The organism is Actinoplanes nipponensis, assembly GCF_016862275.1.
Lineage (GTDB): Bacteria > Actinomycetota > Actinomycetes > Mycobacteriales > Micromonosporaceae > Actinoplanes > Actinoplanes nipponensis.
Window position 1 is genome coordinate 48044 of sequence record NZ_BOMQ01000035.1, and the last position, 17026, is coordinate 65069.

Genomic DNA, 17026 nt, shown 5'->3' on the forward strand with positions numbered 1-17026 from the left:
GACGCTGCCGTATGCCGCCGGGCCTGCGACGGTGCCCGTTGCTGAACGTCCGGCACCTGCCCGCCCGGCTCGCCGCCGCCACCGCCGCCGCGGGTCTGTGCACCGGCCTCAGCGGCGTGCCCGCCCTGGCGGCCGAGCCCGACATCCGGCCGGCGGCCACCTCCGCGGCCCCGCTCGCCTTCGCTTCCCCGCTCACCGAGCCGGAGCCGCTGCTCGGCGACTCCGTGCGCGCGGAGCAATGGCACATCAAGACGCTGAACCTGGCCGGCGCCTGGACCTACGCGTCCGGCGCGGGCATCACCGTCGCCGTGATCGACTCCGGCGTCGACGCCGGCCACAAGGACCTGCAGGGCCAGGTGCTGCCGGGCCTCGACCTGGTCGACTCCGGCGGCGACGGCGACACCGACCTGGTCGGGCACGGCACCACGGTCTCCGCGATCATCGCGGGCCGCAGCGACGACGCCGCCGGCGTGGTGGGCATCGCCCCCAAGGCCAAGATCCTTCCGGTACGCGTGCTGGACCGCGAGAACCGCTACGACGACGCCCTGATCGTCGCCAAGGGCGTGCGCTGGGCCGTCGACCACGGCGCCCGGGTCATCAACCTCTCCCTCGGCGGCAACGGCAGCAGCCCGGCCCTGGCGGCGGCCCTCGACTACGCGTTCGCCAAGGACGTGGTCGTGGTGGCGTGCACCGGCAACGCGAGCGCCTCCGCGTCCTCGGGGGTTTGGTATCCGGCCCGCGAGCCCGGCGTGATCGCGGTGGCGGGCATGGAGAAGGACGGCGACGTGCTGTGGTCGGGCTCGATCACGGGCAAGGAGACGGTGGTGACGGCCCCGGCCACCCAGCTCGTCGGCGCCCGCCCGGGCGGCTACTGGCGGGTCCAGGGCACCAGCTTCGCGGCGCCGATGGTCTCCGGCACGGCGGCGCTGGTCCGTTCCCGCTGGCCCACGATGTCGGCGGCCGAGGTGGTCAACCGCATCATCAAGACCGCCCAGGACCGCGGCCCGGCCGGCCGCGACGGCCAGTACGGCTACGGCCTGGTCAACCCGACCGGCGCGCTGACCAGCGAGATCCCGACGGTGCTGCGCAACCCGCTGGACACGACCGCCTCGCCGGGCATCGCCGGCTTCGGCAACGCCCCGGCCTCGGGCCAGGCCCAGTCGGCGCCGGACAACGCCGTGGTCGGCGCCCGCCTCCCCGGCGCGCACGGCACGGCGGCCCGGGCGGGCGACACGGCGCCGCCGGCCTCGCGGCACGGCTGGTGGGCGGCGGGGCTGCTGTTCCTGGCCTCGGTGGTGGCGACGGTGCTGACCGTCCGGCGGTTCGCCCACCTGGCCTGAGCCGGTCGCCGCGACCCGTCCGGGCGCGGGCCGCCCGGGACAAGCCGGTCAGCCGGCGGGCGCAGCAGCCGGTCAGTCGTTCAGGGTCCCGTCGGGGCGGTCCACGCCGGCAATACCGCGCGCCTCCTCCTCCCCCTCCGCCGGCGTCGCGAAGGCCGCGACCGTCCGCCCGAAGAGCCCGTTCACGATCCCGCAGGAGCGGCACACGAAGTCGTCGTCCAGGGGCCCGGCACAGTGCGCACACCGGCCCCGGTCCCGCGGGTCGTGATAACCGCGCAGCGCCTCCGTCAGGGCCCGGGCCACCGGCGCCCGCAGCGGGAGCCGCTCGGTCGCGCCGGCCAGGCCCAGCGTCAGCTCGCCGACCAGCGGCGCCTCCGGGTCCAGCTCGTCGAGGCGGGCCACGAACTCGCGGAGGGCGGCCAGGACATCGGCGGAGGGCGGCGTCGGCATGCCAGCGACCCTAGCGGGCCGGGAGCCTCACGCGCAGTCGCCGGTCTTGACGCCGCGGGTGCGTTCCGCGCCGAGCCGGGCGGTCCCGGACGCCTCGGCCGCCGTCAGCGCGAAACCCACCGTCTGGTCGTCGGCCGCCGCCGCGAAGATGACGCCGAGCACGTCGCCGTTCGGCGCCACCAGCGGGCCGCCCGAGTTGCCGCTGCGGACCTTCGCGTAGATCGTGTAGATCTCCCGGGTCACGTCGCCCGAGTCGTAGATGTCCGGGCCGGTGATGTTGCTGACCTCGCGCACCCGGGCCGACTGCGCGTCGTACGGGCCGTCCAGCGGGTAGCCCAGCACGACCGCATTGGCGCCCGTGCCGGCCGGCTTCTCCACGAACGGCATCACCGGCGCGCGCAGGCCCGGCACGTAGATGACCGCCAGGTCGCGTTCCGGGTCGTACACCACGACCTTGCCGTCCAGCCGGTCGTTGGTCGTCTCCACCTGCACGTTGCGGGTGCCCGCCACCACGTGCGCGTTGGTCATGATGCGCTCGTCGGCGTAGACGAAGCCCGAGCCCTCGATGCGGCGCGAGCAGCTCGGCGCGGTGCCGAGCACCTTGATGACCGACTTGCGGGAGTTGACCACCACCTGGGACCTGGCCAGCTTGGGGTCGGGCGCGGCCACCTCGCGGGCGTTGGTGCGGGCCAGGCCGCCGAAGACGTCCGGGAAGCCGTTGGTGTTCAGCGACTCCCGCAGCCCGGCCGAGAGCGCCTGGGCCTGCTCCGGCATCAGCGAGTTGATGCCGTTCAGCACCGCGCTGCTGCGCACCTGCTTGTTGATCCCCGGGAACGGCGTCGAACCCAGCGGCACGGCGATCAGCCAGGCGACCAGCAGCACGGCGACGAGCGAGACCACCGCGCCGCCCGCGTCGTCGAGGCGCTGCACCGGCGGGCTGCTGATCGAGCGGCGCAGCCGGGTGCCCAGCCAGCCGGCCAGGGTCTGCCCGAGCACGGCCAGCGCGAAGATCGCCACCAGGGAGACGACCAGCCGGACCGTGCCGTCCGCGAACTGGTTGGCGATCAGCGGGCCGACCTGGAGCCCGATCAGCACGCCGCTGAAGAAGCCGCCGAAGGACAGCGCGCCGATGACGAAACCCTGCCGGTAGCCGCTGATCGCGAAGACCAGCATGAGCAGGATCAGGATTCCATCGACCACAAGCACTCGCTAAGAGTAGAAGTAACGGTCACGTGACCACCTCGTCGGAGGCGACCGGCACGGTGACCGGGGTGTCGGGGAGTTCCAGGAGCCGGCCCGGCTGCCACGGCCGGCTCCACCCGGCCATGTCCAGCAGGGCCGACACCACGCCGGCGGTGAAGCCCCAGACGAGCATGCCGCGGACCTGGAACGCGGGGCCCACCCAGCCGCTCGGGTGGCGTACCCGGATCCGGTTGGCCGGGTCGACGAGCTCGGCCACCGGCAGCCGGGCCACGTGCGCGACCTCGGCGGGCTGGCGCACGTGCACCGGGTGCGGCGCGTGCCACCAGGCCAGCACCGGGGTCACCACGAAGCGGCTCACCGGGATGTAGAGCTCGGGCAGGGTGGTCAGCACGGTCGCGCTGGCCGGGTCGAGGCCGACCTCCTCGCTCGCCTCGCGCAGGGCGGTGGCCGCCGGGTCGGCGTCGGCCGGGTCGGCCGCGCCGCCGGGGAAGGCCGCCTGGCCGGCGTGGTTGCGCATGGTGGCGGCCCGCTGCAGCACCAGCAGGTCGGGCTCGTCCGGCTGCTGCTCGCCGAGCAGCACGAGCACGGCGCTGGCCCGGCCGCCGCTCGCCGGCGGGCGCAGCGGGGTGAAGTCCTCGGTACGCGCCGACCCGACCCGGGTCAGCAGCGGCTCCCACCAGCCGGGGAGCCCGTCGGGACGCCCGCTCACCCGGTCACCGTCACACCGGTGTGGGTGCGCACCAGCCCGCCGAGGGTGGGCTTGTCGAGGGCCTTGCCGGTGTAGACGTACCGCCGGCCGTCGGCGCCGACGAAGACGGTGACCGGCAGGTTGACCTTGCCGAGCGCGGTGAGCAGCTGCTTGTCGGGGTCGAACAGGGTCGGGAACGACAGGCCCGCGGCCGTGGCGAACGAGGCGCCCGCGTCCCGGGTGTCCATCGTGTCGACGCCGACGACCCGCAGCCGGCCCGTGGTGGCCTCGGCCAGCTCCTGCAGGACGGGCAGCTCCCGCCGGCAGGGGTCGCACCACGAGCCCCAGAGGTTGATCACCGCGGGCCCGGCCAGCGCGGTCAGCCGCACCGGGCTGCCGCCGGTGAAGCAGGGCAGCGACAGCTCGGGAAGATCCGCGGCGGCGGACGCGGCCGGCCGCGGCGCGGTCAGCGCCGCGCAGTCGGCGAAGGGCGAAGCCGCGTCCTCCGCCGGCGAGGGAGCCGGGACCTCGGTGGCCGTGCACGCGGCCAGCAGCAGCGCCAGGGGCGGCGTCAGCCACCGCGCCAGCACCGGCCCGCCCCGCGCTCGGCTCACGGCGCCTCCGGCGTCACGACGGCCGCTGCCGGCACCAGGTCGGGGTCGACGCCGGCCTGGGCGGCGAGCTCCTTCGCGCGCGGGCCCTTGAGCAGCTTCGCCGCCGGGGCCGCCTCGGTCGGGCCGGTGCCGTACGACGGGCACACCGCCGCCAGGGTGCACGCGCCGCAGGCGGGCTTGCGGGCGTGGCAGACCCGGCGCCCGTGGAAGATGATCCGGTGCGACAGCATCGTCCAGTCGCGCTTCTCGATGAGGTCGGCCACCAGGAACTCGATCTTGACCGGATCCTCCTCGTGCACCCAGCCGAAGCGGTTCACCAGGCGCCGGAAGTGGGTGTCGACCGTGATCCCCGGGACGTCGAAGGCGTTGCCCAGGATGACGTTGGCGGTCTTGCGGCCGATGCCGGGCAGCGCCACCAGCTGCTCCAGCCGGCCGGGCAGCTCGCCGTCGTGCCGCTCGAGCAGCGCCTGACCGAGCTTGATCAGCGAGTCGGTCTTGGCCCGGAAGAAGCCGGTGGGCCGCAGGATCACCTCGAGCTCACCGCGGTCCGCGGCGGCGTAGTCGGCCGCCGTGCGGTACTTGGCGAAGACGACCGGGGTGACCTCGTTGACCTTCTTGTCGGTGCACTGGGCCGACAGGATGGTGGCCACGGCCAGCTCCAGCGGGGTGCTGAAGTCCAGCTCGCAGTGCGCGTCGGGATGGGCCTCGGCGAGCTGCTGGGCCATCTTGCGGGCCCGCCGCTTGCGCCCGATCGGGGTCTCCTTGGCGAAGCGCTTGGCCGACCGGGCCAGCACGGCCGCACCTGCGGTGGCGGCGACGACGGGACGACTCACGCGAGCAAGAGTACGTCGCACCCACGACCGCCCCGGGTCACATACCCGTCACCGGGGCGCGGCGATGGATCCGTCCTCACCGATGGTCGCCGCCGAGTCACCGAAGTCGTCGGCCGAGAGCTCCCGGACCCGGGCCAGCCCGCGTTCCTTCGCGCTGTCCCGGACGGGCTTGCCGGTGCCGTCCAGGTACGTCGAGAGGAACTTGCCGCCGGCGTACTCGCCGTCCCGGGTCAGCGAGACGTGCAGGATGCCGCCGTACTTGAGCACGCCGTCGCTGCTGAGCGTCTTCCCGCCGCCGGCGAAGTTGCCCAGGCTGTGGGCGATCAGCTTGCCCTTGTAGAACTGCATGCCGCGCAGCACGTGCGGGCCGTGCCCGATCACCACGTCGGCGCCGGCGTCGATGACCGTCTTCGAGAACTTGATCGGGTCGCCCCGGTTCTCGCCGAAGAACAGCTCGTTGCCCGGCTTCACGTGACCCATGCCGGAGCCCTCGGCCCCCATGTGCACCTGCACCACCACGATGTCCGCCTGCTGGGTGGCCTCCTCGATCACCGAGCGGGCGGCGCCGAGGTCGTTGAGGTTGTTCGCCCCCGCGTACGGGGAGAAGCCGACCACCGCGACCTTCACCCCCTTGACCTCGGTGACGGTGATCTGGCCCTGCGCCCCGGTGTACTTGAGCCCGGCCTTCTCCAGCGCCGCCACGGTGTTCTTGTAGCCCTGGACGCCGAAGTCCTTGGAGTGGTTGTTGGCCGTGTTCATCAGCTCGAAGCCGGCGTCGACGAGGTGCTCGGCGTATTTCGGCGGGGAGCGGAACGCGAAGCAGTTGGCCCGCGCCGGGCTGCCGCACTTGGAGGTGCCGGTGTCGCCGGTCAGCGGCTGTTCCAGGTTGCCCATGACCAGGTCCGACTTCAGGCCCTCGCGGACGGAGTCGAAGAAGCCCTCGCCGTCGTTCGCGGGGAGCTTGTCGGGGGCGCTGCCCATGATGATGTCGCCGGTCGCGGAGAGCGTGATCGTCTCGGCGCCCGGGGCGGGAGCGGACTCCGGCTCGGGCTTGCGGGAGGCGGCGGACGAGGCGGGCGCGGCCGCGGGCGGGTTGCGCCAGACCGGGGCGGCGGAGTCGGAACCGCGGTCGGCCAGGGCCACTCCGCCCAGGCCGGCGCCCGCGAGCACGGCGAGGATCAGGGTGACGGTCAGGACCGGGCGGCCGAACAGGCCGGGGCGGCGCGGGGGGTCGGAATTCATCGACGAGGACGATACCGTCGGCGAACCGGCGCGGCGACCGTCGAACGGCTGGTCATTGCTCACCGAGAGCGACGATTCTTGCGGCCTCCCCGGCCCCACCGGTTACGCTGCGAGGTCTGGATCGAGGGGTGCCCGCCCGTTTACGGCCCGCGTGCGCCTAGACTGATCGTGCGCGGCGAAGCGCGTATTCGGAGGTACAGCGATGGATGAGGTACTGGCTCGCAGCGGGATCTTCCAGGGCGTTGACCCGGAGGCTGCCGAGGCACTCGCCAAGGAGATGGAGACGATCGAGGTCCGGAAGGGCGACATCGTCTTCAATGAGGGCGAGGCGGGTGACAGCCTTTACATCGTTCTCTCCGGCAAGATCAAGCTTGGTCGCCGGGCGGCGGACGGCCGGCAGAACCTGGTCTCGATCATGGGTCCGTCGGACATGCTCGGTGAGCTGTCCCTGTTCGACCCCGGTCCGCGGACGGCCACGGCCACCGCGGTCACCGACACGCGGCTGGCCCGGCTGAAGAAGTCGTCGCTGCGCCCGTGGTTGAACAACCGGCCGGAGATCGCCGAGCAGCTGCTGCGGGTGCTCGCCCGCAGGCTGCGCCGGACGAACGACGCGCTGGCCGACCTGATCTTCACGGACGTGCCCGGCCGGGTGGCGAAGAACCTGCTGCAGATGGCGGGCCGCTTCGGCACCAGGGACGGCGGCGTGCTGCGCGTGACGCACGACCTGACCCAGGAGGAGCTGGCGCAGCTCGTCGGCGCCTCCCGGGAGACGGTCAACAAGGCGCTGGCGGATTTCGCGTCCCGCGCCTGGCTGCGTCTCGACGGCAAGAGCGTCATCATCCTGGATCCGGAGAGGCTCGCCCGCCGCGCGCGGGTCTGACCGCCGGAGCAGCAACAGCACGACGAGGGGCCGCCCTGATGGGCGGCCCCTCGACGGCGTGTCCACCCACCCGATCGGGGGACAAAGCCGCCCTCTCATGATCCGTGTCGCACCCGGTCGGCCGCTCGTTACGGAGGTGGTCGAGAGGCACTACACGGGCGAGAGGCGCGGGTCTTGGAGATGGTGGCGGGCATGCAGCGCAGGGCAGGGCAGAGGTGATCCCGTGACCGTGCTCGAGACCGCGATCGACCCGCGCAACCCGGCCTACCTGCAGAGCCGCAGCGCGATGCTGGAACGGCTGGCCGAGCTCGAGACGGCGCTGGAGGCGGCCCGCGCGGGCGGCGGCGAGAAGTGGGTGACCCGGCATCACGCGCGCGGCAAGCTGCTGCCGCGGGAACGCGTCGAGATGCTGCTCGACCAGGACAGCCCGTTCCTGGAGCTGTCGCCGGTGGCCGCCTGGGGCTCGGAGTTCCCGATCGGCGCCAGCGTGGTGACCGGGATCGGCGTGGTCGAGGGCGTCGAGTGCGTGGTGATCGCCAACGACCCCACGGTGGACGGCGGCGCGGTCAACCCGTACACGGTGGAGAAGATCCGGCGGGCCGCCCGGATCGCCTCGGTCAACCGCCTGCCGCTGGTCAACCTCGTGGAGTCGACCGGCGCGGCCGCCCCGGCCGGCCCGCCGCCGGGCGGGGCGATCGCCCGGGACCTCAGCCAGCTCACCGCCGACCGGGTGCCCACGGTCTGCGTGGTCTTCGGTGCGACAACCGGTGACGCCGCCTACCTACCGGCGCTGTCCGACTACACGATCATGGTGCGCGGGCACGCCAAGATGCTGACCATCCATCCGCAGCCGGTCCGCGCGGCCGGGGCCAACGGCCGCCCGGCGCCCGAGGTGCGCAGCGCGCCCACCGTCCCCGCCGGGGTCACCGGCCCGGCCGACCAGCTGGCCGAGGACGAGCGGGACGGGCTGCGCCTGGCCCGGCAGTGCGTGCGGCGGTTCAACTGGCGCAAACGCGGCCCGGCCCCGCGCTGCTACCCGCCCGAGCCGCCCAAGTACGACGCCGAGGACCTGCTGAGCATGGCCGGGGCCGACCCGGCGACGGTGTTCGAGCCGCGCGAGGTGCTGGCCCGGATCCTCGACGGCAGCGACTTCGACGAGTTCAAGCCGACCCAGGGCACCGCGCTGGTCACCGGCTGGGGTGAACTGCACGGCTACCCGATCGGGGTGCTGGCCAACCTGGGCGGGGCGTTCTCGCCGGCCGAGACGCAGAAGGCCGTGCACTTCATCCAGCTGGCCAACGCGACCGCCACGTCGCTGCTGTTCGTGCAGTACACCGGCGCGCCGGCCGCCGAGGCCCACGAGGCCGCGGACGTGCGGCACGGCGCCCCGCTGGTGCACGCCGTGGCCAAGTCGACCGTCCCGCACCTGACCCTCATGATCGGGGCCCGGCCCGCCGAGGAGGCGGGCGGCATCTACGGCCGCGCCTACGAGCCGCGGTTCCTGTTCAGCTGGCCGGTGGAGCGGCCCGCGGAGGGTTCCTCCCCGCTGGGCAAGCTGCCCGACGACGGCGTCATCGATCCGCGCGACACCCGTACGGTGCTCGGCCTCTGCCTGTCCGCCGTGCACAGCGCGGCTGTCGAGGGCGCCGAACACGTCGGCGTCTTCCGACCCTGAAGTCCCTGAAAGGTAGACCAGTGATCCGACGTCTTCTGGTGGCCCACCGCGGCGAGATCGCCCGCCGGGTGTTCGCCACCTGCCGCCTGGTCGGCATCGAGACGGTCGCCGTCTACTCCGATGCCGACGCCGACGCGCCGCACGTGACCGAGGCCGACTACGCCGTGCACCTGTCCGGCGGCACGCCCGAGTCGACGTACCTGCGCGGCGACCTGATCATCGCGGCGGCCAAGCGGGCGGGCGTGAACGCCATCCATCCGGGCGACGGCCGGCTGGCCGAGGATCCCGGGTTCGCCGCCGAGGTCGCCGAGGCCGGGCTGATCTGGGTGGGCCCACCCGCCAAGACGCTGGGCACGGTGCAGAACAAGATCGAGACGAAGGCCATGGTGGCCGAGGCCGGGGTGCCGGTGCTGCCGACGCTGACCGACCCGGAGCAGGTCACCGACTTCCCGGTGCTGATCAAGCCGGCCACCGGGCACGGCGGGCTCGGCATGCGGGTGGTCCGCGACCCGGTGACGCTGGCCGAGGCGGTGGCCTCGACCCGGCAGGAGACCGGCGACGCGGTGTTCTGCGAGCCGTTCGTGGAGAACGTCCGGCACATCGAGGTGCCGATCATCGCGGACGCGCACGGCGCCGTGGTGCCGTTCGGCGAGCGGGAGTGCTCGGTGCAGCGGCGGTACCAGAAGATCATCGAGGAGACGCCGTCGCCGGCGGTCGACCCGGCGCTGCGCGAGGAGCTGTGCCGGGCCGCGATCGTCGCCGTCCGGGCGATCGGGTACGTGGGCGCCGGCGCGGTGGAGTTCCTGCTCGACGCGGACGGCGACTTCTGGTTCCTCGAGCTGACCCCGTCGCTGCAGGTGGAGCACGCGGTCACCGAGTGCGTGTCCGGCTACGACCTGGTCCGGCTCCAGCTGCTGGTGGCCGAGGGCGGCAGCCTGCCGATGCCCGGCCCGCCGCCGATCCGCGGGCACGCCATCGAGGTACGCATCTGCGCCGAGGACCCCGCGTACGCCTGGCTGCCCGCCTCCGGCACCCTGCACCGCTTCGCCGTCCCGGACGTGGCCGGTTCGTTCCGCCCGCTGCCCCAGCCCGGCCTGCGCCTGGACGCCGGCGTGATGGACGGCACCGTGGTCGGCGTGCACCACGACTCCACGCTGGCCAAGCTGGTGGCCTGGGCGCCGACGCGGCAGGAGGCGGCCCGGATGCTGGCGTCGGCGCTGACCCGTACCCAGCTGCACGGCGTGGTCTCGAACCGGGACCTGCTGGTGCGGGTGCTGCGGCACCAGGCGTTCCGGCTCGGCGACGTGGACACCGGGTTCCTGGACCGGCACCCGGAGGTCTTCGCGCCGCTGCTGTCGTCGGTCGACGCCGTCCGCATCTCCTGCCTGGCCGCCGCCCTGGCCGGCGCCGCGGCCCGGCGCTCGGCCGCCCCGGTGCTGCAGTCGCTGCCCTCGGGCTGGCGCAACGTCCCGTCCGGGTCGCAGACCGCCGTGTACGACGGCCCGGCCGGCCCGGTCGAGGTCGGCTACCGGATGAACCGGCACGGCGAGCTGGCCGGCTGGTGGGTGCGCGCGGTGGACCCGGAGGAGCTGGACCTGGCCGGGCTCGGCCAGGCCCCGACGCTCGACGACCACCCGCCGACCGTGGTGGTGCACGCCGACGGCGGCCGGGTGGACCTGGACGTCAACGGCATCCGGCTGAGCCTCAAGGTGCACCGGGTCGGCGACATCTCCTACGTGGACAGCCCGGAGGGCTCGGTGACGCTGCGCGAGCTGTCCCGCTTTCCACTGCCGGCCCCGGAGACCACCGAGGGCTCGCTGATCGCCCCGTTGCCGGGGGCGGTGCGCCGGGTCCTGGTGGTGCCGGGTCAGCGGGTACGCGCCGGTGAGCTGCTGCTGACGCTGGAGGCGATGAAGCTGGAGCACCCGGTGCACGCCCCGTCGGCCGGCGTGGTGGCGTCGCTGCCGGTGCAGCCGGGCGCGGAGGTCGACACCGGCGAGCTGCTGGCCGTCCTGGACCCTGAGTAGGGCGGGGGCCCGCGGTTTCAGCCGCGGGCCAGCACCGGCCCCCGGAGCCGGTCCAGGCCCTGCCCGGCCAGGCAGCGGAAGGTCCGGTCGGCGTCGGTGGGTGGCAGCACCGACAGCGCCCACTCGGTGCCGTCGGTGCGGGTCGTCGTGCGGCGGAAGGTGGCCGTGCTGCACACCTTGCGGACGATCGGGTCGGTGGTGACCGCGTCCCGGTCCCGGGGCTCCACTCCGGACGGCAGCCGGCCCACCGCGAAGACCTCCCAGCTGTGCGGCCGGGCGCAGGACACCTTGCGGGCGATCGGCCGGCCGCCGGCCTGCCGCGTGTAGCACTCGACCTGCGCGGGGCAGTGGGCCGTGGCGGCCGTGCAGCCGGGCAGCCGGGAGAGGGCAGCGGGCAGGCCCGAGGCCGTCGGCTTGGCCAGCCGGGTGGCCAGCGTACGCAGGTGCGGGCCCTGCGACGAGGCCAGCCAGGCGCCGCCCAGCGAGGCCGCCACCAGCAGGAACGCGCCGAAGCCGCCGAACAGCCAGCGGCGCTTGGCGCGCTTGCGGCCCTCGGTGTGCACGGTCGGCGTCTCGTCGGCGCCGTGCACGTCGCGGGTGGGTGACACGGGCGGGACCGGGCGCGGGTCGTGGGACCGCGGGCGCGGGTCGGGCGCCCGGAACGTGGACGCGCGGTAGACCGTCGGCGGGGCCTGGCGGCCGTCGGGGCCGAGGTGCAGGCCGCCGAGCAGCTCGCGCAGCTGTTCGGCGCTGGGCCGGGCCCGGGGATCGTTGGCCATGCCGTACCGCAGCACCTCGGTGAGCGAGCGCGGCACGCCCGGAAGGTCGGGGATGGGGTGGTTGAACAGGTCCATCAGCGTGATCAGGCTGGGGCTGCGGTCGGACTCCCAGCGCGGCGGGCGGCCGCGCATGACCGCGTAGAGGGTGGCGCAGAGGGCGTAGACGTCGACCGCGCCGGAGGGCTCGGCGTGCGAGAACATCTCGGGCGGGGCGTACGCGGGGGTGAGCACCTCGAGGGTGACCGACGAGTCGCGCATCTCGCCGAGCACGGCCAGCCCGAAGTCGGCCAGCACGGCCGGGTTGAAGTGCGAGTACAGGATGTTGGCCGGCTTGACGTCGCGGTGCAGCACGCCGTTGGCGTGCGAGTGCACCAGCGCATCGGCGATCTTCACGCCCAGGTCGCGGGTCTCGACGGCGTTCAGCGGGGAGATCCGCATCCGGTCCAGGTACGACCCGTCGCACAGCTCCATGATCAGGTACGGGTGCTGGTCGACTGTCACCCCGACGTCGAACAGGTCGACGACGTGCGGGTGCGACGACATCCGCCCGGCCGCCTTGGCCTCCCGGAGGAACCGGGCCTGGTCGCGGGCGTTGTCCAGGGTTCTGTTCTCGACCTTGATGGCCACGTCCCGGCCGACGGAGTCCTGGGTGGCCCGGTAGACGGTGGCATACCCACCTCGGGCCATTACCGACAAGCCGGACATGCCAGGCACGTACGGGGTCGGGAGGCGGCCAGGCGGGGTGTCGGTCACGGATTAGAAAATACGCGACCCGGGGTCAGCTTCATCCCGGCACGTCAGACGCGTACGCGACAGATTCCGGCGGCTCCACGATGGAATGGGCCAGCGCGTCCCGAAGTTCCTCCGCCGCGACCCGTTCGCTGAGCTGTTCCGAGGAGTACGCCAGCAGCACCGCCTCCTCCGCGGCGGCCCGTGCCGGCTCCAGCGCGCCGGCCGCGGCGTGCACCCGGGCCAGCACCATCGCCGCCAGCACACCGCTGCGCACGTCCTCGGCCGGCGCCTCGCGTGCGCGCCGGATCCAGGTCGCCGCCGCCTCGACGCGGCCGTCGGCGAGCAGGGCGGACGCGTACGACGCCAGCGCGTGCCGGCGGGAGAAGAGCAGCGAGCCGCCGGTGTCACTGGCGATCGGCGCGAGCAGCCCCACCGCCGTGGCGGCGTCGCCGGCCCGCAGCCGGGCCTCGGCCAGCAACACCCGCGGCCCGACCTGGGCCGGCGCGAGCGGGTTGTGCGGCTCGACCGCCGTCATCACCCGGCGGGCGTCCGCCTCGGCCGCCTCCACGTCGCCGCGTTGCAGCGCCACGAAACCGCGCAGGGTGCCGGCCATCCCCAGCAGCAGCGGGTGGCCGGTGCGGTCGGCGTACTCCAGGGCGTCGGTGAGCAGGTCCTCGGCGTGCTCGGGCTCGTTCAGCCCGCGCGCGATCGCACCCCGCACGACCAGGGCCAGCCCGCGCCCCCAGTCGTCGGCGACGGCCGCGAAGTCCCGGTACGCCCGCCGCGCCTCGCCGTCCGCCTCGGCCAGGTCGCCCAGCTCGGCTGCCGCGTACGCCTCGACCGCCCGCAGCGTGCCCACCGCCCAGCCCTCGCCGACCCGGTCGCCGAAGGGCAGGAAGATCCGGGCCAGCCGGCGCGACTCGTGCAGCCGGCCGGCCAGCAGCCGGGCGAACGCCGTGGTGCCGCGCAGCCAGGACCGGCCCACCGGGTCGCCCAGCTCGGCGAACAGGCGCGCGGCCCGGCCGAGCACGGCGTCCGTACCCGCGAAGTCGCCCCGGGTGGTGGTCACCCAGGCCAGGTTCTGCAGCGCCCAGGCCTGCCCGTGCCGGTCCCCCGCGGTGAGCGTGACCTGGTACGCGGCCGCGAACCGGCTGCTCGCCTGGCTGAGCCGGCCGGCCAGGAAGTCGGCCATGCCCAGCCGGCGCATCGCGTTGGCGCGCTCCGGGGCCAGCTCGGCCTCGGTGGCGACGTCCAGCGCCTGCTGCCAGGCCGCGACGGCCCGCGCGGTGTCGCCCAGCGCCTCCTGCGCCCGCCCGACGACCAGCAGCGCCTCGGCCCGGCACACCGGCTCCTCGTCCGCGCTCTCGGCGATCTTCTCGCCGTAGGTCAGGGCCTCGTTGGCCCGGCCCAGGCGCAGCAGCGCGCGGGCGAGGACGAGCTGGTCGGAGAGCGGCAGGCCGTCCTTGGCGATGGCGGCGGCGCGTTCGGCGTAGCCGATCGAGGCGGCCGGCTCGATGTTCGCCAGCGCGCGGCGGGCCATCCGGCCCAGGGCGGCGACGCCGAGCGGCGCCACGTCCCGGGCCGCGGCGTCGGGGCGCAGCCGGACGGCGTCGGCCAGCTCGACCGCGCACTCGGCGTGGGTGGCGACGAACGCGTCCCGCTCGTTCTCGCCGAGGCTGAGCCGGCTCGCGCCGTCGTACCCCAGCGCCGTCACCGTCTCCGGCGCGGCCCACCGGGCCAGGTAGGCGTGCCGGTCGGCCAGGTCGGCCTTGCCCAGCCCGGCGTACGCGGCCTCGCGCATCAGCGGGGTGCTGAACGCGTACCCGCCGCGGACCCGGTGCAGCATGCGGCGTTGCAGCAGCTCGTCGACGGCCCGCTCGAGCTCGACGGCGGCCACCGCGCCCGGGCGGGCGTCGGCGGGCGCCCGCCGCTCGCGCAGCGCCTCGATGACCCCGGTGGGCACGGTGTCACCGACCACCGCGGCGTCGCGCAGCACCGACCGCGGCTCGGTCGGCAGCGCGTCGATGCGGGCCGCGAGGACGGCGGCGAGGTCGCGGGAGAGCAGCTGGCTGCCCATCGAGCCGGCGGCGAGCTGCCACTTGCCGGCCGCGTTCGCGCCCACCGCGGGCATCAGCGCGCCGCGCTCCATCAGCAGCGTGACCAGTTCGGCCAGGTAGAACGGGTTGCCCTGGGCGGTGGCGAGCAGCCGGTCGGCGTCGGCCTGCGGCAGCTTGCCCCCGTTGAGGTACGAGGTGAGCAGCCGGGAGGCGTCCGCGCCGCGCAGCGGCGGCAGGGCGTGGATCTCCGCGTCGGCCAGCCGGGTCAGCGCGCCCGCGGTCCGGACCAGCTCCGGACGGCCGAGCAGCATCAGCACGACCGGCCCGTCCAGGCGGGACAGCACGGCGCCGAGCGCGTCGATCGTCTCGGCGGTGGCGTCGTGCAGGTCGTCGACGATCACCACCAGCGGCGCCTCCCGGGCCAGCGCGCTGAGCAGGCCGGCCACGGCGATCGGGATGGTCTCGGTCTCCGGGCGGGTGCCGCCGGTGGGCTGGTACTCGGCGACCGCGGCGGGGCCGACCGGGTTGGCCGGCGCCTCGCCGTAGCCGAGCAGCGCGAGCAGGCGGTCGAGGTCGAGGTCGGGCGCCTCGCCGTCGCGGTTGAGCCGGGCGACGAGCTTGCGCAGCCGCTCCTCGACGACCGTCCGGTTCATCGTCGCGGCCACGTCCTTGGGCAGGCCGACGGACTTGCGCACGAGGTCGGCCAGGGGCGCGAACCGGCGGCGCTCGCCGAACGCCCGGCACCGGGCCCGCAGCACCCGCGCGCCGGCGTGGGTGGCGAACCGGCCCGCCCCGACGTCGTAGCCGGCCGCCAGCCGCTTGACCTCGCCGGCGAACCGGGTCTTGCCGATGCCGGCCTCGGCGGTCATCACCATCACCCGCGGGGTCCCCGAGTCGATGACCTCGGCCAGCCGGCCGGCCACCCGGCCCAGCTCGGTCTCCCGGCCCACGAACGGCGCCTCGTCGCCCAGACCCGACCGGGTGCCCGGGGCGTCGTGCAGGCCGAGCAGCTCGTACGCCGGCACCGGCTCGCGCTTGCCCTTCAGCCGCAGCGCCCGCAGCTGCCGCCAGGAGGCGACGTGCCGGGTGCCGGCCGAGGTCCGCGAGCCCGCGTACACCGCGCCCACCGCGGCGGCGTCGGCCAGCCGGGCCGCGGTGTTGACCGTGTCGCCGATGACCGTGTACTCGATCGAGGCCTGGATGCCGGCGACCACCTCGCCGGTGTTGAGGCCGACGCGCAGGCCCAGCGGCGCGCCGCCGCCGCGCTCGTCGTCCAGCACCCGGCGCACGGCCCGCTGCATGCTCAGGGCGGCCCGGACCGCGCGCTCGGCGTCGTCCTCGTGGGCCACGGGCGCGCCGAAGACGGCCATGATCCCGTCGCCGGTGAGCTTGTCGACGTGCCCGCCGAAGGTCTTGACCGCGCCGGCCAGCGCGGCCAGCACGCGGTCGGTGACCGCGCCGACGCGCTCCGGGTCCAGATCCTCCGACCAGGAGGTGAAGTCCGAGAGGTCGCCGAAGAGCACGGTGACGATCCGCCGCTCCGCCGCGGGCAGGGTGGCGGCGGCCGGCAGCGCGGCGCCGCAGTTGTGGCAGAAACGGGCACCGGGCACGGCGACGGTTCCACACACGGGACAGGTCACAGCGGGTCCAACTGTTCCGGGGCGGCCTGTGATTCCCGCCTCAGGTGTTCGAGTTGCGCGCGGGCCGACCAGAGCGCGGCGAAACGGACTTCCGGTGCGATGTCGGGGTACACGGCGTCGACGATCGCCTCGGCCGTGCCGGCTCCGGCCGCGACCGCGGCCCGGACCTGGGCGAGCCGCTCCCGGCGGTGGGCGAGATAGGCCCGGGCGAGCGCGGCGCAGTCGGGCTGCGCCGGCCCGTGCCCGGGCAGCATCAGGACCTGCTCGTACGCGCTCAGCCGCTCCAGGCTGGCCAGGTACGCCCCCAGGTCGCCGTCCGGCCAGGCCACCACCGTGGTGCCCCGCCCGAGGATGGTGTCGCCGGTGAACACGGCGCGTTCGTCGCCGCACTCCACCAGGAAGCAGACCGAGTCGCCGGTGTGCCCCGGCGTGTTCAGCACCTGGATCTCCAGGCCGCCCCCGCCCAGCGACTCGTCGCGGTCCAGCGGCTCGGCGCCGACGCCGTGCGCGGGGTCCGCCGCCAGCACGGCCGTGCCGCCCAGCAGCTCGGACAGGCGTGCGGCGCCCTCCACGTGATCGTGGTGACCGTGGGTGACCAGGATGAAGAGGAACGGTCCGTGTGCGGCGATCCGGGCCAGGTGCCCCTCGTCCAGCGGACCGGGATCGACGACGACCGCGTGTTCCTGCCCCGGCGCGCGCAGCACCCAGGTGTTGGTGCCGTCCAGGGTCATGGGCCCGGCATTGGGGGCGCGCAGCAGCGTCACCCAGTGCGGCAACTCCACGACCCCGGCGCCCCCCATGCACCGCATCGTACGTCGCGCTGCGCTGACCGTCCGGGGACCGGATGTGCGATCCGGTCACCGGCG

At 74.6% G+C, this 17026-nt stretch carries 13 protein-coding genes; 4 read left to right on the forward strand and 9 right to left on the reverse strand.

Going from position 1 to position 17026, the window contains the following annotated elements; genetic code table 11:
* Positions 1–11 precede the first annotated feature (11 nt).
* Positions 12–1340 carry a type VII secretion-associated serine protease mycosin gene (gene mycP, locus Ani05nite_RS14895; protein ID WP_203768791.1) on the forward strand — a complete coding sequence of 443 codons (1329 nt, stop codon included), beginning with the start codon at positions 12–14 and terminating at the stop codon, positions 1338–1340.
* A 72-nt stretch (positions 1341–1412) separates the two neighbouring features.
* Here mycP and Ani05nite_RS14900 read toward each other — a convergent pair whose 3' ends face one another.
* The 6 genes from Ani05nite_RS14900 to Ani05nite_RS14925 all read right to left on the reverse strand — a co-directional run bounded on the left by Ani05nite_RS14900 (position 1413) and on the right by Ani05nite_RS14925 (position 6370).
* Positions 1413–1790 (reverse strand): hypothetical protein, encoded by a 378-nt coding sequence (locus tag Ani05nite_RS14900; protein WP_239129974.1) that lies wholly within the window; start codon positions 1788–1790, stop codon positions 1413–1415.
* 27 nt (positions 1791–1817) lie between these two features.
* The gene (locus Ani05nite_RS14905) at positions 1818–2996 is read right to left on the reverse strand and encodes a MarP family serine protease (RefSeq protein ID WP_203768793.1); all 1179 of its coding nucleotides are present in this window, start codon (positions 2994–2996) and stop codon (positions 1818–1820) included.
* A 22-nt stretch (positions 2997–3018) separates the two neighbouring features.
* Entirely contained in the window at positions 3019–3702 is a 684-nt protein-coding gene (locus Ani05nite_RS14910) for an NUDIX hydrolase (RefSeq protein ID WP_203768795.1), read from the reverse strand.
* Entirely contained in the window at positions 3699–4295 is a 597-nt protein-coding gene (locus tag Ani05nite_RS14915; RefSeq protein WP_203768797.1) for a TlpA family protein disulfide reductase, read from the reverse strand. The genes Ani05nite_RS14910 and Ani05nite_RS14915 overlap by 4 nt, the downstream gene beginning before the upstream one ends.
* Entirely contained in the window at positions 4292–5089 is a 798-nt protein-coding gene (nth, locus tag Ani05nite_RS14920; RefSeq protein WP_275410550.1) for an endonuclease III, read from the reverse strand. The genes Ani05nite_RS14915 and nth overlap by 4 nt, the downstream gene beginning before the upstream one ends.
* An 87-nt stretch (positions 5090–5176) precedes the next feature.
* Positions 5177–6370, reverse strand: coding sequence for a CapA family protein (locus Ani05nite_RS14925; protein WP_203768798.1), 1194 nt, complete (start codon positions 6368–6370; stop codon positions 5177–5179).
* Between the two features lie 202 nt (positions 6371–6572).
* Between Ani05nite_RS14925 and Ani05nite_RS14930 the strand changes: the two genes are divergently transcribed.
* The 3 genes from Ani05nite_RS14930 (at position 6573) to Ani05nite_RS14940 (ending at position 10952) form a co-directional block, all read left to right on the forward strand.
* Positions 6573–7250, forward strand: coding sequence for a Crp/Fnr family transcriptional regulator (locus Ani05nite_RS14930; protein ID WP_203768799.1), 678 nt, complete (start codon positions 6573–6575; stop codon positions 7248–7250).
* 223 nt (positions 7251–7473) lie between these two features.
* The gene (locus Ani05nite_RS14935; protein ID WP_203768800.1) at positions 7474–8925 is read left to right on the forward strand and encodes a carboxyl transferase domain-containing protein; all 1452 of its coding nucleotides are present in this window, start codon (positions 7474–7476) and stop codon (positions 8923–8925) included.
* Between the two features lie 20 nt (positions 8926–8945).
* A complete protein-coding gene (locus Ani05nite_RS14940; protein WP_203768801.1) occupies positions 8946–10952 on the forward strand; it encodes an ATP-binding protein in 2007 nt (668 codons plus the stop codon).
* 17 nt (positions 10953–10969) lie between these two features.
* Here Ani05nite_RS14940 and Ani05nite_RS14945 read toward each other — a convergent pair whose 3' ends face one another.
* From Ani05nite_RS14945 to Ani05nite_RS14955, 3 genes are read right to left on the reverse strand one after another with little or no spacing between them, the layout of a single operon-like run.
* Positions 10970–12484: a serine/threonine-protein kinase gene (locus tag Ani05nite_RS14945; RefSeq protein WP_203768802.1), complete on the reverse strand. Its 1515-nt coding sequence runs from the start codon at positions 12482–12484 to the stop codon at positions 10970–10972.
* 31 nt (positions 12485–12515) lie between these two features.
* Entirely contained in the window at positions 12516–16160 is a 3645-nt protein-coding gene (locus Ani05nite_RS14950; RefSeq protein ID WP_203768804.1) for an adenylate/guanylate cyclase domain-containing protein, read from the reverse strand.
* Entirely contained in the window at positions 16157–16960 is an 804-nt protein-coding gene (locus Ani05nite_RS14955) for an MBL fold metallo-hydrolase (RefSeq protein ID WP_377881186.1), read from the reverse strand. The genes Ani05nite_RS14950 and Ani05nite_RS14955 overlap by 4 nt, the downstream gene beginning before the upstream one ends.
* Between the last annotated feature and the right edge of the window lie 66 nt (positions 16961–17026).